The organism is Micromonospora sp. CA-269861 (assembly GCF_050948505.1).
Lineage (GTDB): Bacteria > Actinomycetota > Actinomycetes > Mycobacteriales > Micromonosporaceae > Micromonospora.
Genome location: NZ_CP192014.1, coordinates 6,898,929 through 6,925,566, shown reverse-complemented (window position 1 = coordinate 6,925,566; position 26,638 = coordinate 6,898,929). Strand labels below are relative to the sequence as shown.

General features: G+C 71.7%; 28 protein-coding genes and 1 tRNA gene. 15 read left to right on the top strand and 14 right to left on the bottom strand.

The window, feature by feature from the left end; all coding sequences use genetic code 11:
* Nucleotides 1-15 precede the first annotated feature (15 nt).
* From ACQP0U_RS31910 to ACQP0U_RS31890, 5 genes are all read right to left on the bottom strand, one after another.
* The gene (locus tag ACQP0U_RS31910; protein WP_387173474.1) at nt 16-738 is read right to left on the bottom strand and encodes a CDP-alcohol phosphatidyltransferase family protein; all 723 of its coding nucleotides are present in this window, start codon (nt 736-738) and stop codon (nt 16-18) included.
* A complete protein-coding gene (locus tag ACQP0U_RS31905; RefSeq protein WP_091396869.1) occupies nt 713-1,780 on the bottom strand; it encodes an iron-containing alcohol dehydrogenase family protein in 1,068 nt (355 codons plus the stop codon). The genes ACQP0U_RS31910 and ACQP0U_RS31905 overlap by 26 nt, the downstream gene beginning before the upstream one ends.
* Nucleotides 1,768-2,499, bottom strand: a complete 732-nt coding sequence (locus tag ACQP0U_RS31900; protein ID WP_433314362.1) for a sugar phosphate nucleotidyltransferase — start codon at nt 2,497-2,499, stop codon at nt 1,768-1,770. Before ACQP0U_RS31900 ends, ACQP0U_RS31905 begins: the two co-directional genes overlap by 13 nt.
* Before the next feature lie 78 nt (nt 2,500-2,577).
* The gene (locus ACQP0U_RS31895; protein WP_433314359.1) at nt 2,578-3,345 is read right to left on the bottom strand and encodes a hypothetical protein; all 768 of its coding nucleotides are present in this window, start codon (nt 3,343-3,345) and stop codon (nt 2,578-2,580) included.
* Complete coding sequence (locus tag ACQP0U_RS31890) at nt 3,342-3,794, bottom strand: NUDIX hydrolase (protein ID WP_433321319.1); 453 nt, start codon at nt 3,792-3,794, stop codon at nt 3,342-3,344. Before ACQP0U_RS31890 ends, ACQP0U_RS31895 begins: the two co-directional genes overlap by 4 nt.
* Before the next feature lie 109 nt (nt 3,795-3,903).
* Here ACQP0U_RS31890 and ACQP0U_RS31885 point away from each other — a divergent pair, with 109 nt between their 5' ends.
* From ACQP0U_RS31885 to corA, 4 genes are all read left to right on the top strand, one after another.
* Nucleotides 3,904-4,296, top strand: a complete 393-nt coding sequence (locus ACQP0U_RS31885) for a CBS domain-containing protein (protein WP_030487774.1) — start codon at nt 3,904-3,906, stop codon at nt 4,294-4,296.
* Between the two features lie 83 nt (nt 4,297-4,379).
* A complete protein-coding gene (locus tag ACQP0U_RS31880) occupies nt 4,380-4,838 on the top strand; it encodes an ester cyclase (RefSeq protein ID WP_433314357.1) in 459 nt (152 codons plus the stop codon).
* Nucleotides 4,839-4,944: 106 nt separating this feature from the next.
* Complete coding sequence (locus ACQP0U_RS31875) at nt 4,945-6,039, top strand: PLP-dependent aminotransferase family protein (RefSeq protein ID WP_433314355.1); 1,095 nt, start codon at nt 4,945-4,947, stop codon at nt 6,037-6,039.
* Nucleotides 6,040-6,362: 323 nt separating this feature from the next.
* Nucleotides 6,363-7,511, top strand: a complete 1,149-nt coding sequence (gene corA / locus ACQP0U_RS31870; RefSeq protein ID WP_433314352.1) for a magnesium/cobalt transporter CorA — start codon at nt 6,363-6,365, stop codon at nt 7,509-7,511.
* 95 nt (nt 7,512-7,606) lie between these two features.
* Here the strand turns inward: corA and ACQP0U_RS31865 are convergent, their stop codons facing one another.
* Nucleotides 7,607-8,386, bottom strand: coding sequence for a hypothetical protein (locus ACQP0U_RS31865; RefSeq protein WP_433314349.1), 780 nt, complete (start codon nt 8,384-8,386; stop codon nt 7,607-7,609).
* A gap of 84 nt (nt 8,387-8,470) precedes the next feature.
* Between ACQP0U_RS31865 and ACQP0U_RS31860 the strand changes: the two genes are divergently transcribed.
* Both ACQP0U_RS31860 and ACQP0U_RS31855 read left to right on the top strand, forming a co-directional pair.
* Complete coding sequence (locus ACQP0U_RS31860; RefSeq protein WP_203119037.1) at nt 8,471-9,001, top strand: peptidylprolyl isomerase; 531 nt, start codon at nt 8,471-8,473, stop codon at nt 8,999-9,001.
* A 94-nt stretch (nt 9,002-9,095) separates the two neighbouring features.
* A complete protein-coding gene (locus ACQP0U_RS31855; protein ID WP_433314346.1) occupies nt 9,096-10,007 on the top strand; it encodes a rhomboid family intramembrane serine protease in 912 nt (303 codons plus the stop codon).
* On the opposite strand, the gene ACQP0U_RS31850 is transcribed toward ACQP0U_RS31855, so the two are convergent.
* Nucleotides 10,000-10,428: a PH domain-containing protein gene (locus tag ACQP0U_RS31850; RefSeq protein ID WP_433314343.1), complete on the bottom strand. Its 429-nt coding sequence runs from the start codon at nt 10,426-10,428 to the stop codon at nt 10,000-10,002. The two genes, ACQP0U_RS31855 and ACQP0U_RS31850, sit on opposite strands and share 8 nt — an antisense overlap.
* 113 nt (nt 10,429-10,541) lie before the next feature.
* On the opposite strand from ACQP0U_RS31850, the gene ACQP0U_RS31845 reads away from it, so the two are divergent.
* The gene (locus tag ACQP0U_RS31845; RefSeq protein ID WP_433314340.1) at nt 10,542-11,714 is read left to right on the top strand and encodes a thiolase family protein; all 1,173 of its coding nucleotides are present in this window, start codon (nt 10,542-10,544) and stop codon (nt 11,712-11,714) included.
* 19 nt (nt 11,715-11,733) lie between these two features.
* On the opposite strand, the gene ACQP0U_RS31840 is transcribed toward ACQP0U_RS31845, so the two are convergent.
* Nucleotides 11,734-12,618, bottom strand: a complete 885-nt coding sequence (locus ACQP0U_RS31840) for a maleylpyruvate isomerase N-terminal domain-containing protein (RefSeq protein ID WP_433314338.1) — start codon at nt 12,616-12,618, stop codon at nt 11,734-11,736.
* Between the two features lie 81 nt (nt 12,619-12,699).
* Complete coding sequence (locus tag ACQP0U_RS31835) at nt 12,700-13,638, bottom strand: hypothetical protein (protein WP_433314335.1); 939 nt, start codon at nt 13,636-13,638, stop codon at nt 12,700-12,702.
* A gap of 184 nt (nt 13,639-13,822) precedes the next feature.
* Between ACQP0U_RS31835 and ACQP0U_RS31830 the strand changes: the two genes are divergently transcribed.
* The 5 genes from ACQP0U_RS31830 to ACQP0U_RS31810 all read left to right on the top strand — a co-directional run bounded on the left by ACQP0U_RS31830 (nt 13,823) and on the right by ACQP0U_RS31810 (nt 18,353).
* On the top strand, nt 13,823-14,836 hold the full coding sequence (locus tag ACQP0U_RS31830; RefSeq protein WP_433314332.1) for an aminoglycoside phosphotransferase family protein: 1,014 nt from the start codon (nt 13,823-13,825) through the stop codon (nt 14,834-14,836).
* Nucleotides 14,837-14,947: 111 nt separating this feature from the next.
* Entirely contained in the window at nt 14,948-15,454 is a 507-nt protein-coding gene (locus ACQP0U_RS31825; RefSeq protein WP_433314329.1) for a hypothetical protein, read from the top strand.
* Between the two features lie 90 nt (nt 15,455-15,544).
* Nucleotides 15,545-16,237 (top strand): response regulator transcription factor, encoded by a 693-nt coding sequence (locus tag ACQP0U_RS31820; protein WP_124822475.1) that lies wholly within the window; start codon nt 15,545-15,547, stop codon nt 16,235-16,237.
* A complete protein-coding gene (locus ACQP0U_RS31815; RefSeq protein ID WP_433314326.1) occupies nt 16,230-17,696 on the top strand; it encodes a sensor histidine kinase in 1,467 nt (488 codons plus the stop codon). Before ACQP0U_RS31820 ends, ACQP0U_RS31815 begins: the two co-directional genes overlap by 8 nt.
* A 57-nt stretch (nt 17,697-17,753) precedes the next feature.
* Entirely contained in the window at nt 17,754-18,353 is a 600-nt protein-coding gene (locus ACQP0U_RS31810; RefSeq protein WP_433314324.1) for a hypothetical protein, read from the top strand.
* A gap of 57 nt (nt 18,354-18,410) precedes the next feature.
* On the opposite strand, the gene ACQP0U_RS31805 is transcribed toward ACQP0U_RS31810, so the two are convergent.
* Together ACQP0U_RS31805 and ACQP0U_RS31800 are read right to left on the bottom strand one after the other, a co-directional pair.
* Nucleotides 18,411-20,012, bottom strand: coding sequence for a ricin-type beta-trefoil lectin domain protein (locus tag ACQP0U_RS31805; RefSeq protein ID WP_433314321.1), 1,602 nt, complete (start codon nt 20,010-20,012; stop codon nt 18,411-18,413).
* 181 nt (nt 20,013-20,193) lie between these two features.
* Nucleotides 20,194-22,410, bottom strand: coding sequence for a glycosyltransferase family 39 protein (locus ACQP0U_RS31800; RefSeq protein WP_433314319.1), 2,217 nt, complete (start codon nt 22,408-22,410; stop codon nt 20,194-20,196).
* 123 nt (nt 22,411-22,533) lie between these two features.
* Here ACQP0U_RS31800 and ACQP0U_RS31795 point away from each other — a divergent pair, with 123 nt between their 5' ends.
* The gene (locus ACQP0U_RS31795; protein ID WP_433314316.1) at nt 22,534-23,241 is read left to right on the top strand and encodes a glycosyltransferase family 2 protein; all 708 of its coding nucleotides are present in this window, start codon (nt 22,534-22,536) and stop codon (nt 23,239-23,241) included.
* Here the strand turns inward: ACQP0U_RS31795 and ACQP0U_RS31790 are convergent.
* Nucleotides 23,227-24,120 (bottom strand): transketolase family protein, encoded by an 894-nt coding sequence (locus ACQP0U_RS31790; RefSeq protein WP_433314314.1) that lies wholly within the window; start codon nt 24,118-24,120, stop codon nt 23,227-23,229. The genes ACQP0U_RS31795 and ACQP0U_RS31790 overlap by 15 nt on opposite strands.
* Nucleotides 24,121-24,125: 5 nt before the next feature.
* Nucleotides 24,126-24,821, bottom strand: a complete 696-nt coding sequence (locus tag ACQP0U_RS31785) for a transketolase (protein ID WP_433314311.1) — start codon at nt 24,819-24,821, stop codon at nt 24,126-24,128.
* A gap of 47 nt (nt 24,822-24,868) precedes the next feature.
* On the opposite strand from ACQP0U_RS31785, the gene soxR reads away from it, so the two are divergent.
* Nucleotides 24,869-25,342: a redox-sensitive transcriptional activator SoxR gene (soxR, locus tag ACQP0U_RS31780; RefSeq protein WP_433314309.1), complete on the top strand. Its 474-nt coding sequence runs from the start codon at nt 24,869-24,871 to the stop codon at nt 25,340-25,342.
* Nucleotides 25,343-25,364: 22 nt separating this feature from the next.
* Here soxR and ACQP0U_RS31775 read toward each other — a convergent pair whose 3' ends face one another.
* Nucleotides 25,365-26,363, bottom strand: a complete 999-nt coding sequence (locus ACQP0U_RS31775) for an NAD(P)H-quinone oxidoreductase (RefSeq protein ID WP_433314307.1) — start codon at nt 26,361-26,363, stop codon at nt 25,365-25,367.
* A 161-nt stretch (nt 26,364-26,524) separates the two neighbouring features.
* Between ACQP0U_RS31775 and ACQP0U_RS31770 the strand changes: the two genes are divergently transcribed.
* Nucleotides 26,525-26,614 (top strand) — tRNA-Ser (locus tag ACQP0U_RS31770).
* The last annotated feature ends 24 nt before the right edge of the window (nt 26,615-26,638 follow it).

The following is a 26,638-nucleotide window of genomic DNA, read 5'->3' as shown; positions in this document are numbered from 1 at the left end:
TGGGGGGCGGGTCTGTCAGCGCAGGGAGGCGCGGGCCGAGAAGGCGATGCTCGCCAGCAGGAAGCCACCGTTGACGATCGTGAAGGCGACCATCACCCAGAGGACCAGCGCGGGAGCCACGGCGAGCACCAGGGCGGCCACGAAGACCACCGCGCCGTAGTCGCGGACCAGCTTCACCAGGCGTACCGGCAGCGAGGTCGAGGTGACCATGCTGGCCGCGTTCGGGCCGGCCTGCATCACCGACGTCACCAGGTTGACCATCCAGGTGCCCGCGAAGGTCGCCACGAGCCAGGTCGGCGTGGACGGCTCCTGCGCCACGGCGGTGGCGGCCAGGGCTGCCACCAGGGCGATCTGCGCGGCCACGTCGCAGAGCACGTCGACGCGGGCCCCGGCCGCGCTGCCCTGGCCGGTGACCCGGGCCAGCTGTCCGTCCGCGCAGTCCAGGGAGTACGCCACCTGCCAGCCGACCAGGGCGAGCAGGCCGACCACCCAGGCCGGTACGTCCCCGGCGGCGACCGGGCCGGCGAGCGCCACCACGGTGACCGAGGTGGCCAGCCCGAGCACCAGGTTGGTGATCGTCAACGCGGTCGGTCGCAGCCCGAGCCGCTGGGCGACGAGCGCGAAGACGGCACCCAGCCACTGGCTGATCGACTCGCTGAACAGGCCGCCGCCCCGGTTCACCCGGTGGAAGTCGGCGACGGTGGGACGGGGGTCAGCCAAGCTGGTCGCGGATTGCACCGGCGTAGTCTGCCAGCCGCTCCCGGGTCTCGGTAGGCGACAGTGCCAGGTGTTCGAGGATGGTGTACCGGTCCGGCCGGGTCCGCGGCGCGAACTGCACCGCCTCGATGAACTGGTCGTCGGTGAGCGCCACTTCGGCGGGGAGCCGGGGCAGGCCGTGCCGGGCGAGGCAGGCCGACATCTCCCGGAAGCGGCGGAGGTCTCCGCGCAGCCAGGTGCAGAACAGCGCGCCCAGCCCGGCCAGCTCGCCGTGCGAGGCGGTCCCGGGGAAGAGCGAGTCGACCGCGTGCATGATCTCGTGGCAGCCGCCGCTGCACGGACGGCTGGTGCCGTCGACAGCCATCGCCAGGCCGCTGGAGATCAACGCCTCGGCGAGGACGATCACGAAGGCGTCGTCGCTCATGTCGCCCGGGTGGTTGAGCACCGCCTCGGCGCCCGCCCGCGAGAGCGAGGCGGCCAGCCCGTCGACCGGCTCACCGCGTACCTGCCGGGACAGCTCCCAGTCGGCAAGCGCGCTGATGTTGCTGATCACGTCGCCGATGCCGGCCCGGTTGTGCCGGTCCGGGCCGCTCTCCACGAAGTCCAGGTCGACGATCACCCCGATCGGTATGTGCACGCCGTAGGAGCCCTTGATCCCGTCGGTGATCAGGCTGGCCACCGGTGAGGCGATCCCGTCGTTGGCGAGACTTGTCGCCACCGACACCATCGGCAGCCCTCGGCGGGTCGCCGCGTACTTCGCCACGTCTATGGTCTTGCCGCCGCCGATGCCGACGACCGCGTCGTACGACCGGGAGCGGAGTTTGCCGCCCAGGTCGTCGGCGGCGTCCAGCGTGCCGCCGGAGACGGTGAACACGTCCGCCGAGCGCAGCGACGGTCGGATCAGCTCCGCGATCTGCGCGCCCTGACCAGGACCGACCACCACCGCGACGTCGCCCCCGGAGGAGATCCGCCCGTCGGCCAGGATCGCGCCCAGGTCGGCGACCGCCCCGCGTCGTACGTCGATGTGCAGCGGGGTGAGGACGCTCCGAGCTAGTAGCGGCACGCGATCTCCCGCGCGCGGGCCAGGTCGGCGTGGTTGTCGACCTCGACCCACGGGACGTCACCGATCGGCGCCGCCCGCACCTCCCCGCCCCGGTCGGAGAACTCCTGGTAGCCGTCCTCGTAGTACAGGTTCGGGTCCCGTCGCCAGGTCGCCTCGAGGGCGTCGGCGAGGGCGTCGGCGATCTGCGGCTCGATGAGCGTCGCGCCGATGTACTCCCCGTACGCCTCGCCCGGGTCCATCAGCTTGGTGATCCGGGTGAGCTGGCCGGCGGCGTCGAAGGTCGTCTTCATCTCCTCCTCGGCCAGCGGCTTGAGGGTGTCCACGGCGAGCAGGATGCCCGGGCCACGCTCGGCGAGCAGGGTCTTCTCCACGCTCACCGGGTGCACGGTGTCCCCGTTGACCAGCAGCACCCCGCGCGCGAAGTACTCCCGGGCGAGCCAGAGCGAGTAGGCGTTGTTCCACTCCTCGGCCTTGTCGTTGTGGACCAGGGTGAGGGTGACCCCGTACTTCTTCTCCAGGTCCGCCTGGCGAGAGACGACCGCGTCCGCCGCGTAGCCGACGACGATCACGATGTCGGTGAGCCCGACCTCGGCGAGGTTGCCCAGCGCGATGTCCAGGATCGTCGTCTCGCCGTCCACCGGCACCAACGCCTTGGGCAGGGTGTCGGTGTACGGGCGCAGCCGTCGTCCCGCTCCGGCCGCGAGCACCATTCCGATCATCGCGACATCCTCCCTAGTCCTGCTCCTGTCACCGCTGGAGGATAGCCCCGGCTGGGTGCGCCGCTCCGGCCAACCGGGTCACCCGGGCAATGCCGCCAGGTCGGCGAGCATGGTCAGCCGCTCCTCCGAGCTGAGCGCGGCGTACGGGCCGGCGGCCCGCCGGTCGGTCTCCAGCTCGATGGCGAGCCGCTCGGGCCCGGTCGGCAGGGTGGCGATGCTCGACGCGGTGTGCCCGGCGGCGGTCCAGGCGGCGGCGTGCGCGTCGGCCCGGTGGTACCGCAGTGCGCCGAGCCGGTTGAGCAGCAGCACGCCCGACGGGGTGCCGTCCGGCTCGTACGGGGGCGCGAGCGCGGTGAAGGCCGAGCCGCCCTGGTCCGGCTCGTCGTCGGCCAGCACCAGGGCGTACGACAGCAGCCGGCCGAGCAGGGCCACCAGTCGGGCGACCCGGTCGTCGTGCCCGGCCCACAGCTCCTCGGTGACCTCGGCGTGCACCTGGTACAGCTCGGCGAGGAAGGCGGCGCCCCGCTCGGTGGTGGACAGGGCGCCGTCCGGGCCGCGGTGGAGCATCCCGTGCGCCACCTGCTTGTCCACGGTCCGCCGGCAGGCGACCGGGTCCTGGTAGCGGGTGATCGCCGCGAACCCGGACCCGTCGACTGTGCCACCGGGTGCGGCCAGCCGGGTGCGCAGGTCAACCAGGAAGCCGGTCGCCGTCACTCCGCCGTAGCGCTGGGACAGCTCGGCGCCACCACCGTCCCGGCCGGCCAGCATGCCCGCACGGAAGGTCCGGTCCACGGCCGGTGCGAGCAGCCCGGCGATCCGGTGCGGCGCCAGCTCGACGGTATTCACAGACCGATCGACCGCAGGACGGCGAAGCCCTCCTCCGCGATCCGTCGGATCAGCCCGTCGTTGACGTCGCGGTGCTCGTCGAGCACTGTCACCTCGTGCTCGGCCAGCCAGCGGTACTCGGTGTGCTTGCCGGCCTCCAGCGTCGGGCGGTCGAGGTCTCCGTCGACGCGGACCAGAAAGTCGTACTCGGTCCGGGCCAGGCCGTCGTCGCCGACGTAGCTGTACTCGCCCACCTGGCCCAGGACGTGCGAGAGGACCCACCCGGTCTCCTCGGTGATCTCCCGGCGTAGCGCCCCGTCGATGTCCTCGCCGGGCTCCAGGTGGCCGCCGACGATGTCCCAGCAGTCGGGAAACAGGCGTCGGTGTGGTGAGCGGCGCTGAAAGAAGATGCGGCCGTCCTGGTCGACGATCAGCGCGCCGGCGCAGCGCAGGGGCTCGGTGGACACCATCCGACAGTAGCCAGCACCCGCAGCAAGTGCGATGCCGCTCTTGTCCCGGAAACATCCACCGACCACCATGTCCGTACCGAATGCCACCGTCCCAAAGGGGTGATGCGTGATGCAGGTACGGGATGCGATGTCCAGCCAGGTCCTCGTCGTCGGTCCGGAGCACACGCTCCGTCAGGCGGCCCGGATGATGTCGGCCCGCGGTGTCGGGTCGGCGGTCGTGATCGACCCGGATTCCGAGGGCGTGGGGATCATGACCGAACGTGACGTGTTGAAGGCCATCGGCGCCGGCCTGGACTGCGACGTGGAACGCACCGGGGCCCACCTGACCTGGGACGTGGTCTACGCGGGGCCGGAGTGGACGGTGGCCGAGGCCGCCGCCGCGATGGCCCGGGGCGGGTTCCGGCACCTGGTGGTGCTGGACGGCCGGGAGGTGGCCGGCGTGATCTCCGTCCGGGACATCATGCGGGTCTGGTCGGAGAGCCAGGCGGTCGCCACGACCTGACCGGGGGTGGTGTGCCGGGCCGGATCGATGGGTAGACATCCCTTGCGGGCGCGGAGATGCCGTGGCCCGTGGGGGAGGTCCCGATGCGCGACGCGGAGCGGCTGGTCGAGCAGCAGTACGCCATGCTCCTGCGCCGGGACGTGGCCCGTCTTCCGGATCTCTACGCCCCGGAGGCGTTCTACTCCATGCCGGGGGTGACGGTCCGCCCGATCGAGCTGCCCGCGCTCCTGCGTACCTGGACCGGCGCTTTTCCCGACCTGCGGATCGACCCGATGGGCGTGGTCCGCACGGGCGGTGGCGCCGCCGTCGAGGTGCGGCTGACCGGCACCCACACCGGCACCCTGCACTCGCCGTACGGCACCGTCGCGCCCACCGGCCGCCTGGTGAGCTGGGAGGTGGCCGACGTGGTCCGGGCCCGCAAGGGTCGGATCACCGCCTGGCGTTCCTACTTCGACTGGAGTCAGCTCCTCGACGCGCTCGGTGTGCAGCTGGAGGGACTTTCCCGGGCCGCGCAGCACGACGCGCTCGCCCTTCCGGTCTGATCTGCCGCCGACTGGACGAGTGGGGTCACCCGACCCGGTGGCTCAGGATGCGGACATCGCCGTGCCGACCGCGCGTTCCCCGCTGCCGCCCGTACGCTCAACATCCATGACCGCCGAGCAGTTGATCTCCTTTGCCCGTGGGGCTCCCTCGCTGGACATCGTCGATGTCGAGGGGCTCAAGGCCGCCGCCGTCCGCGCCTTCGACGCCGACCCCGCGGGGGTGACGGCGTACGGCACCTCCGTCGGGTACCTTCCGCTGCGAAAGTGGATCGCCGAGAAGCACGGGGTCGAGGCCGCCCAGGTGCTGGTCACCAACGGGTCGCTCCAGGCCGACGCGTTCCTCTTCGACCACCTGGTCCGCCCCGGCGACGCGGTGGTGGTGGAACGCCCGACGTACGACCGGACGCTGCTCAACCTTCAGCGGATGGGCAGCGAGCTGCACGGCATCTCGGTCCAGCCGGATGGCCTGGACACTGCCGAGCTGCGCAAGCTGCTGGAGTCCGGGGTTCGTCCCCGGCTCGCGCACGTCATCCCGAACTACCAGAACCCGGCCGGCATGACGCTGTCGCTGGAGAAGCGCCGCGAGCTGCTCGACCTGGCCGCCGAGTACGAGTTCACGATCTTCGAGGACGACCCGTACGCGGATATCCGCTTCCGTGGTGAGGCGCTGCCGTCGATGCTCTCGCTGGACACCCGCAACGTGGTGGTGCACGCGTCGAGTTTCACCAAGACGGTCTGCCCGGGTGTGCGGGTCGGTTACCTGATCGGCCCGGCCGACCTGATCGCCTCCATCGCGAAGAACGCGACAAGCCTCTACATCTCCCCCGGGATGGTGTCCCAGGCGATCGTGCACCAGTTCTGTGTCTCCGGCGACATCGACCGCTCGATCCAGACGGTCCGGGCGGCGTTGGGCGAGCGGGCCCAGGTGCTCGCCGAGTCGTTGCGCCGGCACCTGCCGCAGGCGCGGTTCGTGGAGCCCGACGGTGGCTACTTCCTCTGGGTGGAGTTCCCGGAGGACGTGCTTGTCGACCGGCTCGCCCCGGCGGCGGCCGAGCGTGGGGTAGCAGTGGTCAAGGGCAGTGACTTCGTGGTGGACGGCGGGCGGCACGCTCTCCGACTGGCCTTCTCGGCGGTGACCGCCGACCGGATCGACGAGGGCGTCCGGCGGCTCGCGGAGGCCGTCGAGGCCGTCCGTAGCTGAGCTATCTGTCGGGTTCCCGACAGAACGGCGATGTCGGCCGTCCCGGGGCTCCCCTCCGGGCGGCCGACTGGCCCACAATGCTGCGAGCGTCACCCCGTCAGCTGCGGAGATCACCGCCCGGCCTGCCGGCCGGCCCCGCCCGGGTTGACGCGGCAGCACAACCTCCCGCCCCCACAGGTGCCGGGTGGGCCGTGTCGTCCCCCGCACACCCCCCGATGCGGCCCGGCCCGCCCGGCGCCGCCCCCCACGCGACCGCGTCACACCGGTCCTGGACCGGAGTCGGCGTAGCCTGCAAGCCGCAGCTGAGCGCGGGAGGTGACGCGATGACGGATCGGACAGAGCGGGACCGGACGGCACCGTCGACCACCGGTCGGGTGCTGCGACCTCGGGCGTGGCCCTCCCCGGTGCGGGCGATGACCCGGATCCTCAACACCGACGGCTCGCCGCCCGTCCCCACCCCGACCGGCACCGGCCGCAGCGCGGTCGTCGACTGCGCGCTCTACGTCGACGGCAAGCGGCAGCCCGGCGACTGGACGTACGCGGAGGCGCTGGCGGCGGCCCGCCGCGAGGAGCACGGTTTCGTCTGGATCGGTCTGCACCAGCCGGAGCTGGCCGAGATGACCGCCATCGCCGAGACCTACGGCCTGCACGAGCTGGCGGTCGAGGACGCGGTCAAGGCCGAGCAGCGCCCCAAGCTGGAGCGGTTCGGCGACGTCGTCTTCCTGGTGCTGCGCACCGCCCGTTATTGCGAGCACACCGAGCTGACCGAGAACTCCGAGGTCGTGGAGACCGGGCAGGTGATGCTCTTCATCGGCCCGAACTTCGTGATCAGCGTCCGGCACGGGGATGCCTGCCGGCTCGCCCCGATCCGTGCCGACCTGGAGACCAAGCAGGAGCTGCTGCTGCACGGCCCGTGGGCTGTGGCGTACGGGGTGACCGACCGGGTGGTGGATCTCTATCTGGAGGTGGCCGAGCAGATCGAGGACGACCTCGACGTGCTGGAGGCGGAGGTCTTCGACCGGCAGGGCCACGGGCGGATCCAGCGGATCTATCAGATGAAGCGGGAGCTCGTGGAGTTCAAGCGGGCGGTGGTGCCGTTACAACGGCCGCTGATGACGCTGACCTCGCAGGTCAACCGGGACGTGCCCAAGGAGATCCGCAAGTACTTCCGGGACGTGCAGGACCACCTGAGCCGCACCGTGGAGCAGGTGAACTCCTACGACGACCTGCTGAACTCGATCCTCCAGGCGCGGCTGGCCCAGGTCACCGTCGACCAGAACAACGACATGCGCAAGATCGCCGCGTGGGCGGCCATCGCGGCTGTCTGGACCTCCATCGCCGGCGTCGAGGGCATGAACTTCGACAACATGCCAGAGCTGAAGATGACGTACGGCTATCCGGTGGCCCTGGCCCTCATGCTCGGCGTCTCGCTCGCGCTCTACCGCTGGTTCCGCCGCAACGGCTGGCTCTGACCGCGAGGCGGCACCGTGAGCACCGTCACCTGACGCGGAAGCGCCGACGAGCGGGGTGAACCCACTCGTCGGCGCCCGATGCGCTGTCGCTGACCTCAGCGGCGGCCGTTGGTGCGGGCCGTGTCCTTGCCCAGCGCCTTGGTGAGGTCGTCGGTCGGCCGACCGGAGACGTCAGTGGCACCCTCGGCGACCGACGGGACCTTGTCGGTCGGGCGGACACCTGTCTGCTTGGTCGTGCCGGTGGTGCTGGCGCTGGAGCCGCCGGCCACCGCCGAGCTGCCCGCGCCGGTCATCCCCGCCGCGCCGGTCATCGCGGACCCGTCGGACCCCCGGGTGGCGGACGGCGTGCGCACCTCGATCGAGTCGACCTCGTCGCGCATCGGCTCCAGGGTGCTGCGGGTCGGGTCGTACTCGGCCCACTCCTGCTGCTCCCGTCGGCGACGCAGCGCGACCGCGCCGGCCAGACCGGCGATGGCGCCCGCCGCCAACAGGCCGGTCATCATCGAGCCGCGACGGCGCGGCTGCTTCTTCTTACCGGTGATCCGCATGGTCTTCGACTTGGCCTTCCTGGTCAGCGGCCCTGCCTGCGCGGCGCCGTCACGAGCAGCCGCCGCCAGCGGTGCCAGCGTGGTGAGAGTCGTCCCCCAGCCGGTCGCCGCGCGGTCGCGTACCTTCGCGGCGGTCGGTCCGACGTAGCCCCGGGCCACCTGGACCCGCGGGCCGACGGTCGCGCCGGCGCCCTTCGCGGCGTGGTTGGCTGCCAGCATCAGGTGGCTGATGCTCTGGTTCAGCTCGGCCAAGGCCTGCTGCCTCTGGGACTGGCGCCGCCCGAATCCAAACACGGTCCTACCTCCTGGGAGTTGTTCCTTCGTCATCCTCCACCTTCGGATGCCTCCGCGATGCCAGATCGGGCACATGGGAGGATCCGCATGGAACTGACCAACGAGTGAGGAGTACCCGTGGCCGAGGCTGTCTACGCCACCCTGCACACCAACGCTGGCCCGATCCGGCTGGAGCTCTTCCCGAACCACGCGCCGAAGACTGTCCGCAACTTCGTCGACCTGGCCGAGGGCAACCGTGAGTACACCGACCCGCGCACCGGTCAGCCGGGCAGTGGTCCGTACTACGACGGCACCATCTCGCACCGGGTGATCAGCGGTTTCATGGTCCAGATGGGCGACCCGACCGGCACCGGTCGGGGCGGACCGGGCTACAAGTTCGCCGACGAGTTCCACCCGGAGCTGCGGTTCGACCGTCCCTACCTGCTGGCGATGGCGAACGCCGGACCGGGCACCAACGGTTCGCAGTTCTTCATCACCGTGTCCCCGACGCCGCACCTCAACAACCGGCACACCATCTTCGGCCAGGTCGCCGACGAGCAGTCGGTGAAGGTCGTTGACTCGATCGCGAGCACCCCGACCGGTCCGAGCGACCGTCCGCTCCAGGACGTCGTCATCGAGCGGGTCGAGATCGAGCGGTCCGCTTCCTGAGCGACTGGCGAGGTACCTTTGCTCGCATGATTGAGCGCTCCGGAGCACGGCCGGTGCCGGTGGACCGTGTGGTGGCGGACGGAGGGTCGGCCCGGTGAGCGAGTCTCCGCCGACCACCCCGGTCTGCTATCGGCACCCCGGCCGGGAGACCTACGTCCGGTGCACCCGCTGCGACCGGCCGATCTGCCCGGACTGCATGCGGGAGGCGTCCGTCGGGCACCAGTGCCCGGAGTGCGTCAACGAGGGGCGTCGCAGTGTCCGGCCGGCGCGTACCGCCTTCGGCGGCGGTACGGCCGGCCGGCACGGCTATGTCACCAAGGCGCTGATCGCCGTGAACGTGCTGTTCCTGCTGCTCTCCATCGCCTCCGCCCGGGGCGGGGACGCGGCGGTGGGCGGCTCCGGCTTCGGCGGCCTGATGGGTGGCAGCACGCCGCTGACCGAGTGGGGTGCGGTGCTCGGCCGGGCCTACCTCTCCGACTACACGCTCGGCGGGATCGCCGAGGGCCAGTGGTACCGGCTGGTCACGGCGATGTTCCTGCACTACGGCGTGCTTCACCTGCTGCTCAACATGTGGGCGCTGTGGGTGCTCGGCCGGTCGCTGGAGGCCAACCTCGGGCGGGTGCGGTTCGCCGCGCTCTACCTGATCGCGGGTCTCGGCGGCAACGTGGCCGCCTACCTGTTCAGCAGCCCGAGGGCGGCCACCGTCGGCGCGTCGACGGCGGTCTTCGGCCTCTTCGCCGCGCTGATCATCATCGAGCGCAGGTTGGGTCGGGACATCTCCCGGATCATCCCGATCCTGGTGATCAACCTGGTGTTCACGCTGGCCGTGCCGGGCATCTCCATCCCCGGGCACCTGGGCGGGCTCGTGGTCGGCGCGCTGATGGCGTTGGTGCTCGCGTACGCGCCTCGTGGTCGGCGGACGCTTGTGCAGGTCGCCGGTGGCGCGATCATCCTGCTGATCCTGCTCGCGCTCGTGCTCTTCCGGACCGCCCAGCTGCTCACGTAGCGGGGCGGGCGGCCCGCAGCGCGGCGGCCACCTCTTCCGGGGTGGCCCCCAGGTCGTACCTGCCGAACAGGTGCAGCGAGTTGCCCGCGTCGATCTCCAGGGTCTCGCTGGTCAGCCCCAGCCGTGGTCGACGGTCGACGGCGATCGCCTCGACCGCCGACCAGGGCAGCAGCCGTCGGCCGGCGAAGCCGTGGACGACGGTGAGCCCTGCCGGGTCCACCGCCAACCGGACCGGCGCGACCAGGTCACGTACCGCCCAGCCGGCCAGCGCGGCGGCGGCCAGGACGGCCACCGCCAGGCGGACCGGGTCGCCGTCGGCGAAGAGCAGCCCGAGCGCGACGAGCAGGACGCCGCCGGCCAGCTTCGCCGCCGGCAGGCTCGACGGCACCCGCCACTGTCGTGCCTCGGTGATCTCATCCACCCGCCCAGCATGCCAGCGGCCGTCGGAATCCGGCACCCTCGTGTAGGTGTGGCCGGACGGTCGGTCCAGGGACGACGTAGGATCGGGACAGCCCAGGTTACCGGGGAGTAAACATGAGTGACGCGGTCATCGTCGGCGCGGTACGTACCCCGGTCGGGCGGCGCAAGGGCAGCCTCGCAGGCGTCCACCCGGTCGACCTCTCGGCGCACGTGCTGCGCGCCCTCGCCGAGCGCACCGGGCTTGACCCGGCGCAGGTCGACGACGTCTTCTGGGGCTGCGTGTCCCAGGTCGGCGAGCAGTCGTGGAACATCGCCCGCAACGGCGTGCTCGCCGCCGGCTGGCCCGAGACGGTCCCCGGCACCACCCTGGACCGGCAGTGCGGCTCCAGCCAGCAGGCCCTGCACTTCGCCGCCGCGACGGTGCTCTCCGGCCAGGCCGACCTGGTCGTCGCCGGCGGCGTCGAGTCGATGACCCGGGTGCCGATGGGCTCCAGTGTGGCCGGCGGCATGCCGTTCAGTGACCAACTGCGTGCCCGTTACCGGGGCGTCGAGGGCTTCGCCGACGACGCGCCGCTGCCGTTCAACCAGGGGGTCGGGGCCGAGCTGATCGCCCAGCGGTGGCGCCTCTCACGTACCCAGCTGGACGAGTTCGCGCTGGCCAGCCACGAGAAGGCAGCCGCCGCGCAGGATGCTGGCGCGTTCGACCCGGAGCTGACCCCGGTGCCGCTCACCGACGGTGGCAAGTTCGCCGCCGACGAGGGCATCCGCCGGGAGACCTCGCTGGAGAAGCTGGGCGAGCTGGCCACCCCGTTCCGCGCCGACGGCGTGGTGACCGCCGGGTCCGCGTCCCAGATCTCCGACGGCGCCGCGGCCCTCGCGGTGACCACCTCCGACTGGGCCAGCCGGCACGGCCTGCGCCCGCTGGCCCGGATCCACACCGCCGTGGTCGCCGCCGACGACCCGGTCACCATGCTCACCGCGCCCATCCCGGCCACCGCGAAGGCGCTGCGCCGCGCGGGGCTGGGCATCGAGGAGATCGGGGTGTACGAGGTGAACGAGGCGTTCGCCCCGGTGCCGCTGGCGTGGCTGGCGGAGACCGAGGCGGACCCGGAGCGGCTCAACCCGCGCGGCGGGGCGATCGCCCTCGGTCATCCGCTCGGCGGCTCCGGTGCCCGGATCATGACCACCATGCTCCAGCACATGCGGGACAACGGCATCCGCTACGGCCTGCAGACCATGTGCGAGGGTGGCGGCATGGCCAACGCCACAATCGTCGAGCTGGTCTGAGGGAACCCCCGCACACCGCTCACGTCCGCCGGGACGCCGGTGGGGGCGCGATCCGGCCGTTGGGCATGTGTACGACCCGGAGGAACGCGGGCAGTCGCCACGGCCTCGGCCCGCCGATGACGACGTCGCGCCGCAGCACCGCCTGCGCAATGCTGATCCGGCCGAACATCATCAGGTTGAACCGGGCGGGGCGGAACGTCACGCTCGCGTCGAACGGGGCGTCGGGAGGCGCGATCCACACCCGGTGGTCGCCCAGGGTGAGCGTCGTCGTCGGCGCGTACCGTGACCTGAACTGCACCGACACATGGTGCCGGGGCATCGGCAGTTCGGTGTTGAGCAGCACCCCGTACGTGTCGCGCAGCATGTCGAACATGAACAGGTCCCAGTAGAGCGCGGCGTGCTCGTCCGGCATCGGCCACGCCCGGCGGAGCGCCCGGGCGATGTCCCAACCGTGCACCAGCAGCTCGTTTGTCAGATGGGCGAACAGGCCGCCGACCGTCACCCGTGCGTTGCCCAACCAACTCACCGTCGATCGAGGATCAGCCGGCGTCGCCAGGAGGCGGCCGACCATGGTGTTCAGCTGCGTCAGCAGCACCTGCGGGTCGCGTTCGGTGAAGTGGGCGAGCACGTGGGCATTGGCGTCGGCCACCGTGTCCACGTTCGTCGTGGCGAGCAGGTCCTCCAGCCCCGGCACCCGGATGGGGACCTCGGTGCCCTCCAGTCTCGACACGTACAACACCGCGATCGATACCACGTGCGCGAGCGTGTCGGCCACGGTCCAGTCGGCGGTCGCCATGACGACGGGTGAGGGCGCGGCGGCCACCAGGTCGCTGAACCGGTCGGTTGCCGTTCGCAGTGCCGTGTTGGCCACAATCCACCGGTCGGGGTCTGCCGCGCCAGTCACCCGAACAGCATCGGGCACCTGACGAGCCGGAGCATCTTCGAACGTGCCGTCCTCGCCACGGGCGGCAGATCCGGATCGCTGTCAGTGGTTGTAGAACATGGTGGGGAACCAACCGAAGCCGAAGATCGAGGGCACCCGGACGTCCCAGTACACGACTGTGAATACCCCGAGGGCGATGAGCAGGGCGCCGCTGAGCACCATGCTGCGTCGCACGTCTGCGGCGAGCCACCCGATGAACCGGCCGCGGGTGAGCATGATCAGTAGTGCGAACAGCGCGGTGACCACGACGATGTTGCCGAGGGACTGCAGCACGAACGCCGCCGAGCCGTACAGCGGGTTGCCGCTGTCGACCGCCCAGTGGAACAGCTTGTTGAACAACGGGTACGGCCGGCCGATGAGGAAGCCGCCGATGAGCGCGCCGAGGGTGATCACCCGTGCGACCGGTCGGTCGGCGAACACGTCCCGCACCGTCCCGATCGCGGCCAGCCCGAGGTAGATGAGGGCCAGTCCGATGACGCCGAACACCACTGACGACTGGATGATGCGTACCGGCACCCCACCGGCGGTCTCGGTGGACATCTGGGGGAGCCTGTCGCCCAGAAGGACTCCGACGAACCCGTACGCCGCAGCGACGGCGACCATGCCCAGGGTGAGGTAGCCGACCGGCCGCAGCAGCAGCCGGAGCCGGCCGCCGTTGCCACCGCTTGCCGCGCCGAGCGGCCCGATGGACGCGAGCATCGCGATGTTGCATGCGGTGAAGGTGCCAGCGAGGCCCGACACGAACGCGAACACCAGGCCGGCGGCGGTACCGGAGATCGCCGTCGCCTTCGCGTCGTGACCGAGGAGCCCGCTGGCGACGCTGTCACCGATGACCGAATCGACGAACTCGTAGGACCAGAGCACGGCCAGTAGAACTCCGGCCGCCACGCTTACCGCGATGATGAGGCCGTTGCGGTGTGGACGCTCGGCGGTGAGGGGTCCCGCGAAGTCTCGGGTGCCTGTGGTTGGCGTTTCCGTCATGGCTCTACTCCCCGGGCCGATTCGCGTGTGACGACTATGCGCAGCGATGATGTCGCTCAGGGTTGCCCCGCCGCATCTCGCAGGGTGCGCAATCGGCGGCGTTGCGGGCCTTCGGTGGGACGCCGCGACGTACCGCCCGAAAAATGCGTCCCCAACGTCTGGCAGACGGCCTAGGGTGCCCAGCGTGACGACGATCGCCGGTGAACGGGCCCCCGACTGGTCCAGCGAGCAGTGGCAGGTGCGGGCCCGGTCCTGGGTCGACGCGCAGTTGAGCCGGGCCGGCCTGCGGGTGACCGGGCTGGTGGAGCCCCGGCTGCGTCCCTGGTCGTTGGTCTGGCGGGTGCCCACCGACGACGGGCCGGTCTGGTTCAAGGCCAACAACCCGGGCACGACGCACGAGGCGGTCCTGATCGCGGCGCTCGCCGAGTTGACGCCCGACCAGGTGCTGACGCCGATCGCTGTGGACCCGGCGCAGGGCTGGTCGCTGCTGCCCGACGGCGGCGAGTCGTTGCGCGACGTGCTGGCGCGTGACAGCGATCTGGCGCACTGGGAGCGGGCGCTGCCCGGGTACGCGGAGCTGCAACTGACGAGCGCGTCGCGCGCCGACGAGCTGGTCGCCCGAGGCGTGCCGGATCAGCGTCCGGAGGTGCTGGCCAGCCTCTTCGCCGACCTGCTCGACGATCACGAGGCGCTGCTGGTCGGCGTCGAGGGCGGGCTCGCTCCGGACATGCACGAGCGGCTGCGGGCCGAGCTGCCGTCGTACGCGCAGCGGTGCCGCCGGCTCGCCGACCTCGGCATTCCGGCCACCGTGCAACACGACGACCTGCACGACGGCAACGTCTTTGCCAGCGAGGTCGGGTACCGCTACTTCGACTGGGGTGACGCATCGGTGGCGCACCCGTTCGGCACGCTGCTGGTGACCCTGCGCTCCGTCGGGCACGCCCGGAAGCTCGCCGCCGACGACGCCCAACTGGTCCGGTTGCGCGACGCCTACCTGGAGGCGTGGACCGACAGGTACGACCGCCGGACCCTGGTGGAGGCCGCCGACCTGGCGATCGGCCTGGGCCCGGTGGGCCGGTCGCTCTCCTGGCGTCGAGCCCTCGACACCGGCGATGAGTCCCGCGCCGAGTACGCCGACGCGGTCCCGGGCTGGCTGGAGGAGCTGTTCGCCGCCAGTCCACTTGAGCCCAACTCCTGACCACGATCCGTCCGAGTCGGAAGTCGGACAGGCAGTGCGACAGGCGGCGTGGAACTTCCAAAAAACCCGCGTGACCCACGTCACCCCGCTGGGGAGGTCGTTGGGCACGTCATGGACGTCTTCTCCCGAACGTTCCTCCCGGCCGCCGCTGAGGCTGGCCTGGCCGTGCAGACGGTGAGCCGGCACATGCCGGTCTTCCGGCGCTGCGTCGGCTCCGGTGACGCCACCATCCTGGTCACCCGTTGCAGCCGCCCCGACCGCCCGGTCACCGGCGACTACCTGTTGCTACTCACGCACCGTCGGCTGGTGGTGACCCAGCAGACGCGCCTCCTGCACCGACTGCGCCTGCACCTCAACACCGAGTTGCGCGAGCTGAGCAACGTCACCTGGAGCCCGGACCCGCGGCTGCAGTCGGTCGAGATGGCGGCCACGGCGATCGACGGGATCCGTGAGCGGTTCCTGATCCGGACCAGCCACCCGAAGCAGGTGTGGCAGCTCGACGCGTTGCTCAACCAGGCGTTCCGGACCCGTCTGCGGCCGCCCGGCGCGCGGGTCGTCGCCAGCATCGGTGACGCGCCGGCCGGCGCGCGGCAGGGGATGTTCGCCCCGTCCTGGTGAGCTGACACCTCGTCGGGCGCCGTACCGCCTTTACCGAACTCGAACACGCACCGATCGCGCCGAGCCCACCGGGTCGGCAATCATGGGCCGGTGACCGTCGAACCACCGCATCGCGGGCTCGTCCTCGTCGTGGAGGACGAGCCGGCCATCGCCGACCTGGTCCGGCTCTACCTCACCCGGGACGGGTTCGGCGTCCACCTGGAACGTGACGGCGAGGCCGGTCTGAGCGCGGCCCGCCGGCTGCGCCCGGTGGCCTGCGTCCTGGACATCGCCCTGCCCGGCCTGCCCGGCACCGAGATCTGCCGCCGGCTGCGCGAGGCCGGCGACTGGACCCCGGTCATCTTCCTCACCGCCCGGGACGACGAGGTGGACCGGATCGTCGGCCTGGAGTTGGGTGCCGACGACTACGTCACCAAACCGTTCAGTCCGCGCGAGCTGGTCGCCCGGGTGCGCGCGGTGCTGCGGCGGTCCGCCGGTGGCCCGGAGGGCGCGGACCGGCCCCGTGTCGTCGGCCCGGTGACGCTCGACCCGGCCCGCCGCACCGTCACCGCCGCCGGCGCCCCGGTGCAGCTCACCTCGACCGAGTTCGACCTGCTGGCCCACCTGATGGCCCGGCCCGGCCGGGTCTTCACCCGGGAGGAGCTGCTGGCCGGGGTCTGGGGCTACGCGGCACACGCGGGCACCCGGACAGTGGACGTGCACGTCGCCCAGGTGCGGGCGAAGCTCGGCCCGGCGAGCGTGATCCGGACCCACCGCGGCGTGGGGTACGCGGTCGATGCCTGACCACCCGAGGCACGTCGAGTCGCCGACCATGGCCCTGCCGGTGGTCGGCGCCGGCCCACCGGCCGCGCCTCGACGAAACCGATTCGGCCGTACGCTGACCGCCCGCGCGGTGCTCGTCACCTGCGCTGTGGCACTGGTGTCGGTGCTGGTCACCGCCATCGTCGCGGTGCCGTTGGCGATCCGGGGCGCGGAGCGGAGCGAGCAGGAGGCGCTCGCTGCCCAGGCCCGACTCGCGGCCGAGGTGCTGCGGACCCGCCTCGACCGGGGTCGCAGCGCCGACGAGGAGCGGCTCATCCAGCAACTGCGGGACCAGGGCATCGACGCGTACCTGATCCGGCGCGGGGCTGTCGACAGGTCCGGTCTGCCACCCCGGGTGGTGCAGCGCATCGGGCAGGGCCGCAACGTGTCGGCGCGCCGCTCGGTGAACGGCGAACGGGCACTGGTCGAGGGGCGGGCGCTGCCCGGCGGCAACGGGGTGGTGCTCTCCCGCCCACTGGCCGACGGGCTGTGGGCCCGGGTGCTGCTCAGTCTCTGGCTGCCGCTGCTGGCCGGGCTGGCCGCCGGTGTGGTGGCCGGGCTGCTGCTGGCCCGTCGGCTGGCCCGGCCGATCCGCGTCGCGGCCACCGCCGCCGCCCGGCTGCGTGCCGGTGATCGCGCCGTGCGGGTGCCGGTCGAGCCGCCGGACGAGGTCGCCGACCTGGCCGAGGCGTTGAACGGCCTGGCTGCCGCACTGGCCACCAGCGAGGGCCGACAGCGGGAGTTCCTGCTTTCCGTCTCGCACGAGCTGCGCACCCCGCTCACCGCGATCCGGGGGTACGCCGAGGCGCTCGCCGACGGGGTGCTCGGTGCCGACGACACGGTGGACACCGGTCGGACGATGCTGGCCGAGGCCCAACACCTGGATCGGCTGATCGGTGACCTGCTGGCACTGGCCCGACTGGAGGCCGCCGACTTCCCCCTCGAACCGGTGTCGGTGGACCTGACCCAACTGGCTCTGGACGCCGAGCCGACCTGGTCCGGTCGGTGCGCGGCGGTGGGCGTGCCGTTCAGAATGGAGACGCCCGGTCAGCCGGTGCCCGCGTACACCGATCCGGGGAGGATCCGGCAGGTGCTGGACGGGCTGCTGGAGAACGCGCTGCGGGTCGTACCCCCGGGGTCGCCGGTGGTGCTCGCGGTCCGGCCGGCGGGCGCGGACCCGGCGCACGGCGGCGTGTTGGAGGTCCGCGACGGCGGGCCCGGCTTCACCGACGACGACCTGGCGGTGGCATTCGAACGCGGTGCGCTGCACGAGCGGTACCGGGGGGTGCGCAAGGTGGGCAGTGGGCTGGGGTTGGCGCTGGCCGCCGGGTTGGTCCGCCGGTTGGGCGGGGAGATCGTCGCAGGGCACGCGCCGGAGGGCGGCGCCGCCTTCACCGTCCGGCTGCCCGGCGATCCTTACCTGACCCGAACGTCGGTCTGACGCTCCGCTCGTCGTGGCCGGGAAGGCTGAGGGCTCCACTGACGGAGAGGGAGAGTCATGCCACGTTGGGGTATCGCCACCGGCACCACGGCACTGCTTGCGGCGGTCGCGCTCGGCGTCAGCGGCTGCGGCGCGGCCGAGGTGGCCAGCCAGCCCGCCCGGGATGTCGCCGTCGAGGTCGCTGCCGCCATGGGGGTCGAGGGTCAGGCGCTGACCGCGATGGGTTTCGACGCCGACGACCTGGACGTGCAGACCATCGCCGCGCCGGCCACCCCGACGCCGGGGGCGTCGCCCAGCGCGAAGGAGAAGGCCCGGGAGAAGCGCGGCGAGGAGTGGCGCAAGCGCCGCCAGGCCCGCGTGCTGCTGCGCAAGAACACCCTGCACGGTGAGGCGGTGGTGAAGACGAAGGACGGCGGTACGCAGACCGTCGCCGTGCAGCGCGGCGAGGTCACCGCGATCGACGGCGACTCGATGACAGTCAAGTCGACCGACGGCTTCACCATGACCTGGACCTTCGGTGACGACCTGCGGGTGGTCGAGCGCAGGGCCACCGTGCAGCCGAGCGAGGTCAAGGTCGGCGCGACGCTCGGCGTGGCCGGTGCGAAGGACGGCGACAAGGGCGTGGCCCGGCTCGTCCTCATCCCCCGCGCCAAGTGAGCGAAGGGGCCCTGGTCGACGCCAGGGCCCCTGCCCTCGTCAGTAAACGGGTTTTCCTCAGTACACGCGGGAGCCGATGAAGTCGTCGTGACCGTAGCCGACCGGGTTGGCGGCGGTACGGGCCTCGAACGACCACTGCTGTCGGGTGCTGCTGGAGCAACTCGCCAACCGCAGGCGGGAGCTGCCCAGCAACGGGTTGTCGAACGCCACGCAGAGGTTGTTGGCGCTCGCCGGCCTGATCTGGTTACCCACGAAGACGAACTGCTGCGCGCCGGTGCCGTTGCAGTCGTAGATGTTGACCGCCGTACCGGCGCTCATCGAGCTGTTGGCGACGTCCAGACAACGGTCGTGGGACAGCTCCGAGTGCAGCGACCGCCGGGCCGAGTCGTACCAGAAGCCCTGGTTGCGCCCACCGTGGCAGGAGTACGGCTGCTGCGCGGTGCCGTTGCGGGAGTCGTACCCCTTGCCGTCGACGCAGGTGCCGGTGGCCAGGTTGCGGAGTTGCTTGAACTCCAGCAGCCCCGGGTAGAGCACGCCGCTGCCGGTGCTGGCCGGGTCGACGCAGCTCGCCCGCGTCTGCCCGGAGTTCCAGAACTGGGTGATGCACTGGGCGAACATGCCGTGCCCACGGGCGTTGGGGTGGAACGACTGGCGGGCGGCGTTCTCGTTCCAGATGCCGACCTCGATGTAGAGGCCGCGGACCGAGGTGTTGTCGGTGCACACCTCGTGCCCGTGGAAGAGACGGCTGGCGTCCAGGTAGCGGGTGCCGGTGTTCGCCGCGGCCGACCGCAGCGCCGACTCGAACATCGGCACCGCCTTGTTCCGGGCGAACGCCGCGTCGGCCAGGTAGAGCAGGCAACCGCCGGAGTACCAGCCGGGGAAGTTCGGGTTGTCCTCCACGTCCGGGCTGCCGGGGCTCGGGTACGACATCAGCACCAACTCGTAGTCCGACCGCAGGTAGCCGGCGTTGGTCATGGTCTGCCGGATGTCGGTGAGCGCCGACTCCACGGCCTGCCGGCTGCCGTCGGTGCGGATCGTCCACTGGTCGGTGTAGGTGGGGTAGCAGGCGCCCTGGAAGAAGACCCGGCGGACGGCGCAGTCGGTGGCGACCGGGCCGAACTGGATGGTGCCGTCGCCGTTCGCGCCGACCACCACCCAGATCAGCTTCACGTGCGTGTTGCGTGCCTTGATGCCCAGGTGGTCGCCCTGGTTCAGCTCGTTGTGCTGGGTGGGGCCGCCGGCGATCAGGTTCCACGGGGTGGCACCTGAGCAGGCGATGTTGTACTGCGCGTCCGACGTGATGCCGGTGCGGAACACCGCCTGGTCGTACGAGCGGTCGCACCAGTTGCCGTCCTGGTGGGTGCCGGGGACGTAGTTGCCGACCCCCTCACCGGAGATCTCGCTGTCACCCATGGTGATCAACGCGGTGCGGCGCTGTTCGATCGGGCGGATCGCCGGGCTGCCGTAGAGGGCTGTCGCCTCGGCGGCCCGGATGGCTTCGAGGTTGGCGGGGAGTGGCTGGACGGTCGGTCGATCGGCGGCGGTGGCGGGGGTGGCCGGTCCGGCGAGCATCGGTAGGACGAGAGCGGCGACGGCGACGGCGACGGTGATGGCCCGTCGTCGGGTCGCGCGTTCGGGCCTGGCGGGGATAGCAGGCATCGACGCACTCCTTTCGGCTCAATCGCGGGACGTCGATTGAGTTACCAGACGGTAACGTGCGGATCAACAGATGTGAATGCGCCTCAGATCCTTGCGCGCGGGATGCAGAACCGCCCGGATCGGACGATCCGGGCTCCAGCTCAGCGGCGATGCGCCTCCGGCCCGGCAGTGGCCTGCAGGTTCAGCGGCCGGGCGGCAGGGCGTAGCCGACGTAGCCGCGGAACTCCAGCCGCCAGCCGGCCGGCACGAGCTTGGCGCAGGCCGCCTCGCTGCCGGTGCAGACGATCGCGTCGACTGAGGAGGGGTCGGCCGGCGGTCGTTCCGGCAGCACCGACTGCAACGCCACCAGGTCCGGTGAGCCGCCGTCGGGCTGCCGCAGCAGCAGCCACCACGGGTACTCCCAGTTGTCGTTCTGCTGCACCAGCCCGATCCGTCGCGCGCCGCTGTCCTGGACCGCTGTCGCCGCCCAGCGGAACTCGTCGGCCCACTGCGGGCGGCGCAGGAACCGGGTGTCCCAGTCCGAGGTGGTGAAGACCGAGCCGGCACCGACCAGTCGGCGCGGGAAGCCGTACGACAACGCGAGCACCCCGGCCAGCGCCGAGGTGGCCAGCACGGTGACGGCCGCCATGGTGGCCACCGAACGACGCCCGCCCGCGCGGTTGCGGATGAGCGCGTCCAGCCACAGGCCGGCGAGGGGTACGGCGAGCACCACGGCGTAGAGCAGCAGACGGTTGCCCCACGGCTGCCACTTGATCATCGCGGTGTGCAGCAGCACGGCGGTCAGCACCACCACGGCGTACGCCCGCAGCGACCCGGCCCGCTCGGGGGCGATCCGCCGTGGTCGGGCGAGCGCGATCACCGCGCCGATCACCGCCAACGCCCCGGCCAGCGGAAACGCCACCCGGTCCTCGTCCGGATACCAGGCCGGCTCCGGGAAGAGCTCCCGACCGAAGGTGATCGCGCGGTCCTGCGGGTCGACCCCGATCGCCTCGGCGCCGCTGATGATCACTTCGGCCCCGGCCCGACGCAGGGGCGCCAGCGGCGTGTCGAACGCGGTGTGCCCGATCCGCAGCGCGTTGACCACTATCGACGCCGGGTCGTGACGTTCCATCGGAATGGACTCGCGCAGCCGGGGTGGCCCCAGCGGGTGCCCGAACTCGGCTGTCACCCGGGCCAGGAACGGGCCGACCACCACGGCCGCGACCACCAGGATCAGCACCGAGCCGCCGATCGTGCGGGCCAGCCCGCCGACCGGCCAGGCCCGCCGACCCCCGCCCGCCGCTGCCGGGCCAGCAGGTGCCGGGTCCGCCGCTGCCGCGTCTCTGGTCCGGGCCAGCCTGAGCTGGGCCAACCCCCAGAGCACCAACAGCGGGCCCACCGCGATCAGGCCGCTGGTCTTGGTCACCGCGGTCAGCCCGGTGGCCGCGCCCAGCCCGAGCAGCGTGCCCCAGCCGGTCCGTCGACGCAGCCCGTCCAGCACCAGAGTCGCCGCGCAGGCCACCCACGCCGCGCAGATCAGGTCGGTCTGCGTGCTGGTGGCCTGGAGCACCACCATCGGCGTGGTAGCCAGCACGAAGGCGGTGAGCAACTGGGCCCGCCGGCCACCGCCGAGCTGCGCGGTGATCCGTGCGGCCACCAGGAGGCAGACCACTCCGGCCGCCCACTGCACCAGGTTGTGCAGGTGGTCCCCGCCGGTCAGCAGGCGCAGGTGCAGCAGCAGGTACTCGGCGCCGGGCGGGATGGTCACCTGTCGGTGGATCGCGGTGGGCCAGAAGTCCAGGTCGCCCTGGGCCACCCAGTGCTCCACCTTCGGCAGGTGATAGGTCTGCGAGTCGAAGTTGTTCGGCTCGGCCAGCAGCGCGACAAGCAGCTCCAGCAGGACAAGCCCGCCGATCGTGCCGGCGAGGAGCCGCTCGCCCAATCGGGCCGTACGCCAGGTGTCGACAGCCACCCCGAGCAGGCCGGACGGCCCCCGGCCGACCCTGGTCGGCGCGGCGTCGGGCTCGTTGCGCTCGGCGGCCGGGGCGGACACGTCGGGGGTGCCACCGGACACCACCGCGCCGACCGGAACCGGCCGAGGTGCCGCGCCCACCGAGGCCGGTGCGGCGGCGGACGGCTGCCCGAGGCGGGTCTCCCGTCGCCGACGCAGACCGGCCGCGGTCGCGGCAGCGGCCAGGAAGAGCAGCCAGGCGATGGTGAACGCCTGCCGGGTCAGCGCGTGCAACGCGCCGAGAACCTCGACGACGAGCACCGCGTACGCCCCGCTGAGCAGGACGGCGCGCACCACGGCGAGCCGCAGCGGTGCTACCGCGCCAGCCTCGCGCGGTCTCGCCGCGACGGTGAGCAAAAGCACCGCGGCGGCAGGAACCGCCGCGAGCAGGGAGCCGGCAGCCGACATGGCGGAAGTAAACACCATTGATCTGAGCCCGCCGCGCCGAGTGCCCCGCAGTGGCGATACGCGGTGAACAATCCAACCAGGCTAGGCTGAGGCCGACGTGTTGCCGCCACCGTGGAGATCCCCGTGAAGCTCTCGATCCTCATGCCGGTCTACAACGAGGAAGAACGCATCGCGGATGCCCTCAAGCAGGCATTGGCGGTGGACTATCCGTGCGAGATCGAATTGGTCGTGGTCGACGACGGCAGCCGGGACGGCACCGGCGAGGTTCTCGGTCGCGCCGACGACGCGCGCCTGCGGGTCATCACGCACCAGCGTAACGCCGGCAAGGGTGCCGCCATCAAGACGGCTGTCGACAGCGCCGAGGGCGACTACATGGTCATCCTCGACGCCGACCTGGAGTACGACCCGCAGGACATCCCCAAGCTGCTCGACCCGGTGCTCGACGGGCGGGCCACGGTGGTCTACGGCAATCGCACCTTCGGCAGCCACAGCGCCTACAGCTTCTGGTACGTGATGGGCAACAAGGGCGTCACGATGGCGGCCAACGTGCTGTTCAACTCGTACATCGGTGACCTGGAGACCTGCTTCAAGCTGATGCCGGTGGCGCTCTACCGGTCGCTCGAGGTGCGCTCGCGCGGCTTCGGCATGGAGGCCGAGGTGACCGGCAAGCTGCTGCGTCGCCGGATCCGGCCGTACGAGGTGCCGATCAGTTACCGGGCGCGCGGCCGGGAAGAGGGCAAGAAGATCACCTGGAAGGACGGCGTCGAGGCGATCTGGATCCTCGGGCGCGAGCGCGCTCGCCGCCGCCCCACCGCCTCAACCGTCAACTGACCCCAGGAACGCGCTTATCGACCGCCGCAGGCCGTCGGCGTCCAGACCATGCCACCGGGCGTGGTCCGCCGGATCGCCGTACCGTCGCAGGTCGGTCTGACCCACCCCCAGCGCGAGCAGCCGGTGCGGCACGTCCGCCAGGGCCCGGCTGACGACAGCGCTCGACGTCCCCGCCAGGTACGGCTCGACGAGCACCACGTCGGTGTCGGCGAGCGCCCGCAGCCCGCGCGTGTCGAACGGCCGGGGTGTGTGGGTGTACGCCACAGTTACGTCCATCCCCTCGACAGCAGCCAGTGTGGGTTCGAGCATCGGTCCGACCGCCACCACGAGCGGCGCGTTCGTCGGGCCCCGCCGGAGCACCCGTAGCCGGCTGGCATCCGGATACGCCTCGGCGTTGCGCTGCTCGGAGAGCCGCAGGTAGATCGGATCGTCGGTGGTCGCGGCGTTGCGGAGCAGTGCCGCCACCTCGTCCGGGTGGCCGGGTACCCGGACCGTCCAGCCGTCGCCGAGGGAGTCGAAGAGCGCCACGTCCCCGGGCGACTGGTGGGTGCGGCCCTCCGCCGAGCCGTCGTACGACGCGCCGATGCTGACCAGGACAGCGCCCACGCCCTGGTGGTCCAGGTCCAACTTGATCTGCTCGTACGCCCGGTCCACCAGGAACGTCGCGTACGAGTGCGCGATCGGACGCAGCCCGGTCAGGGCGAGCCCACCAGCCACACCGATCATCAGTTGCTCGCGGATCCCGACGTTGAGCACCCGGTCGGCGTGTCGGCGGCCGGCTGAGGCGAACTGGCTCGCCGAGATGTCGGCGAGCACCAGTGCGGTACGCGGATCCTCGTCGAGGAGCGCGGTGGTGGTGTCGATGAAGGCGGTACGCATGTCGGTCATCCCTTGCTCTCGGTGCGAGCGACCACCAGGTGCGGCTGTCGTGGCCGGTGCCCGGTCAGGGCCGTGTGCAGGGCGTCGTGGTCCCGCCCGTGCACGGTGTCGGCGGTCCAGCCGTTGACGGTGAACCGGCTGGCGATGCCGCCGGCCCACCCGTGGCTGGCCGAGGAGTTGTCGACCACGACCGCGGTGAGGTTGTCCAGGCCTGTCGCTCCCGCGTACGCGATCGCCTCGTGGTTGGATCCCTCGTCGAGTTCGGCGTCGCCGAGCAGCACGTACACCCGGGGTTTGTGCAGTCCCTGGGCGCGGAGGCCGAGCGCGGTGCCGACGGCCAGCCCGAGCCCGTGCCCGAGCGAGCCGGAGCCGATCTCGACCCCGGGCACCAGGAGGCGGTCCGGGTGGTGACCGAGCCGGCTCTCCGGCCCGGCCAGGTCGTCGAGCCAGGCGTCCGGGATGAAGCCGTGTGCGGCGAGCACCGCGTAGTAGGCCGCCGGTCCGTGGCCCTTGGAGAGCAGGAACCGGTCCCGCTCCGGGTCGTCGGCGGTGTCGGGGGTGACCCGCAGCACCCGGTCGTAGAGCACCTGGAGCACGTCGATGGTGGAGTGCGCGCTCGGCGCGTGCTTCTCGTCGCCGGTCAGCCGTCGGATCAGCCCGGGCAGTCGGGCGCTGCTGTCGGTGGGCAGTGTGGTGGTCATGCCACTACTGTGTGAGTTGAAGTGCACTTCAACTCAAGGACCTGTGGATGCCGGATTTATTGACGATCGGCGAGCTGTCCGCCCGCTCCGGGGTGGCGCCGTCGGCGCTGCGCTACTACGAGCGACTCGGGTTGATCCGCGCCGACCGCACCGGCGGCAACCAGCGCCGGTACGCCCGCGCCGAGTTGCGGCGGGTCGCCTTCATCCGGATCTCCCAGCAGGTCGGCGTCTCGCTCGACGAGATCCGGGAGGCACTCGACTCGCTCCCGGAGGCGCGCACCCCCAGCCCACAGGACTGGGCGCGGCTCTCGGCGAGCTGGCGGAGCCGGCTGGACGAGCGGATCCGGCTGCTCACCAAGCTCCGCGACGACCTGGACGGCTGCATCGGCTGCGGCTGTCTGTCCCTGCAGCGCTGCACGCTCAACAACCCGGACGACACGCTGGCCGGGGAGGGCCCGGGCGCCCGTCTGGTGCTGCCCCGACCGACCGACGACCCGACCCCGGCAAGCTCGCTCAACTGACGGCCGAGCCTGCCCGGCAGGCTCAACTGACGGCCGAGCCTCCACCCGGCGGGCGGGTGAGCAGCACCTTGCCGAAGTGGTCGTGCGACTCGACGCGCCGGTGCGCCTCGGCCGCCTCGGTCATCGGCACCCGCTGGTCCACGATCGGCCGGATCCGGCCCGCCTCGACCAACGGCCACACCTCGTCCCGTACGCCCTGGACGATCTCCGCCTTCTCCGCCAGCGGCCGGGACCGTAGCGACGTCGCGGTGACGCTCGCCCGCTTGCTCAGCAGCGCGCCGAGATCCAACTCGGCCTTGCGCCCACCCTGCATCCCGATCACCACGAGCCGACCGCCGGTGGCCAGCGCGGAGACGTTCTGCCCCAGGTAGGACCCACCCATGATGTCGAGGATGACGTCCACGCCCCGCCCGTCGGTGGCGCGCCGGACTTCCTCGACGAAGTCCTGCTCCCGGTAGTCGATCATGTGTGCCGCGCCCAACTCGCGCAGCCGGGCATGCTTGGCCTCCCGCGCGGTGGTCAGCACGGTCACGCCGAGGGCCGCCCCGAGCTGGACGGCGAAGGTGCCGATCCCGCTGCCCCCGCCGTGCACCAGCAGCGTGTCGCCCGTGGCGAGCCGCGCCACCTGGATCAGGTTCGACCAGACCGTGCAGGCCACCTCCGGCAGCGCCGCCGCGTCGACCGGGTCGCACGCCGGCACCGGCAGCAACTGCCCGGCGGGGACCGCGACCCGCTCCGCGTACCCGCCGCCGGCCAGCAGCGCGCAGACCTGCTGCCCGACCGCCCATCCGGCGACCTCCGCGCCGACCACCGTGATCACCCCAGAGCATTCCAACCCGGGGTACGCGGGCGCGCCCGGCGGCGGCGGATAGCGCCCCTGCCGTTGCAGCAGGTCAGCACGGTTGACCCCGGCGGCCCGCACATCAACGATCACCTCGTCCGGGCCCGGCTCCGGGTCGGGCACCTCAGCCCAGACCAGCGCGTCGGGTCCACCGGGCTCCGGAATCGTGATGGCTCGCATGGGCCCAGTCTTCCCGATCTCACCCGGTGCCGCAGGCGCACCCTCCAGCCCACAGTGGACCCGCCCTGACGCCTGGCCGGCGCACCGGGGAGGGACGCCGGGCCGCCCGGAGCGAGCCGTGGCAGACTATGCGTGGCCGTACGCCCACGGGTGGCGGCCCAGGAGGGTTCGCCTAGTGGCCGATGGCGCTGGTCTTGAAAACCGGTAAGGCAGCGATGTCTTCGTGGGTTCGAATCCCACACCCTCCGCCACCCTTGATCCACTCGACTTCCTGG

Excerpts from the sequence above, each read along its gene's own strand:
- ACQP0U_RS31900 (WP_433314362.1), bottom strand. The coding sequence starts at position 2,499 with ATGATCGGAATGGTGCTCGCGGCCGGAGCGGGACGACGGCTGCGCCCG.
- ACQP0U_RS31890 (WP_433321319.1), bottom strand. The coding sequence starts at position 3,794 with ATGGTGTCCACCGAGCCCCTGCGCTGCGCCGGCGCGCTGATCGTCGAC.
- ACQP0U_RS31885 (WP_030487774.1), top strand. The coding sequence starts at position 3,904 with ATGCAGGTACGGGATGCGATGTCCAGCCAGGTCCTCGTCGTCGGTCCG.
- ACQP0U_RS31880 (WP_433314357.1), top strand. The coding sequence starts at position 4,380 with ATGCGCGACGCGGAGCGGCTGGTCGAGCAGCAGTACGCCATGCTCCTG.
- ACQP0U_RS31875 (WP_433314355.1), top strand. The coding sequence starts at position 4,945 with ATGACCGCCGAGCAGTTGATCTCCTTTGCCCGTGGGGCTCCCTCGCTG.
- corA (WP_433314352.1), top strand. The coding sequence starts at position 6,363 with ATGACGGATCGGACAGAGCGGGACCGGACGGCACCGTCGACCACCGGT.
- ACQP0U_RS31865 (WP_433314349.1), bottom strand. The coding sequence starts at position 8,386 with ATGACGAAGGAACAACTCCCAGGAGGTAGGACCGTGTTTGGATTCGGG.
- ACQP0U_RS31845 (WP_433314340.1), top strand. The coding sequence starts at position 10,542 with ATGAGTGACGCGGTCATCGTCGGCGCGGTACGTACCCCGGTCGGGCGG.
- ACQP0U_RS31835 (WP_433314335.1), bottom strand. The coding sequence starts at position 13,638 with ATGACGGAAACGCCAACCACAGGCACCCGAGACTTCGCGGGACCCCTC.
- ACQP0U_RS31825 (WP_433314329.1), top strand. The coding sequence starts at position 14,948 with ATGGACGTCTTCTCCCGAACGTTCCTCCCGGCCGCCGCTGAGGCTGGC.
- ACQP0U_RS31815 (WP_433314326.1), top strand. The coding sequence starts at position 16,230 with ATGCCTGACCACCCGAGGCACGTCGAGTCGCCGACCATGGCCCTGCCG.
- ACQP0U_RS31810 (WP_433314324.1), top strand. The coding sequence starts at position 17,754 with ATGCCACGTTGGGGTATCGCCACCGGCACCACGGCACTGCTTGCGGCG.
- ACQP0U_RS31805 (WP_433314321.1), bottom strand. The coding sequence starts at position 20,012 with ATGCCTGCTATCCCCGCCAGGCCCGAACGCGCGACCCGACGACGGGCC.
- ACQP0U_RS31800 (WP_433314319.1), bottom strand. The coding sequence starts at position 22,410 with ATGTCGGCTGCCGGCTCCCTGCTCGCGGCGGTTCCTGCCGCCGCGGTG.
- ACQP0U_RS31790 (WP_433314314.1), bottom strand. The coding sequence starts at position 24,120 with ATGCGTACCGCCTTCATCGACACCACCACCGCGCTCCTCGACGAGGAT.
- ACQP0U_RS31785 (WP_433314311.1), bottom strand. The coding sequence starts at position 24,821 with ATGACCACCACACTGCCCACCGACAGCAGCGCCCGACTGCCCGGGCTG.
- soxR (WP_433314309.1), top strand. The coding sequence starts at position 24,869 with ATGCCGGATTTATTGACGATCGGCGAGCTGTCCGCCCGCTCCGGGGTG.
- ACQP0U_RS31775 (WP_433314307.1), bottom strand. The coding sequence starts at position 26,363 with ATGCGAGCCATCACGATTCCGGAGCCCGGTGGACCCGACGCGCTGGTC.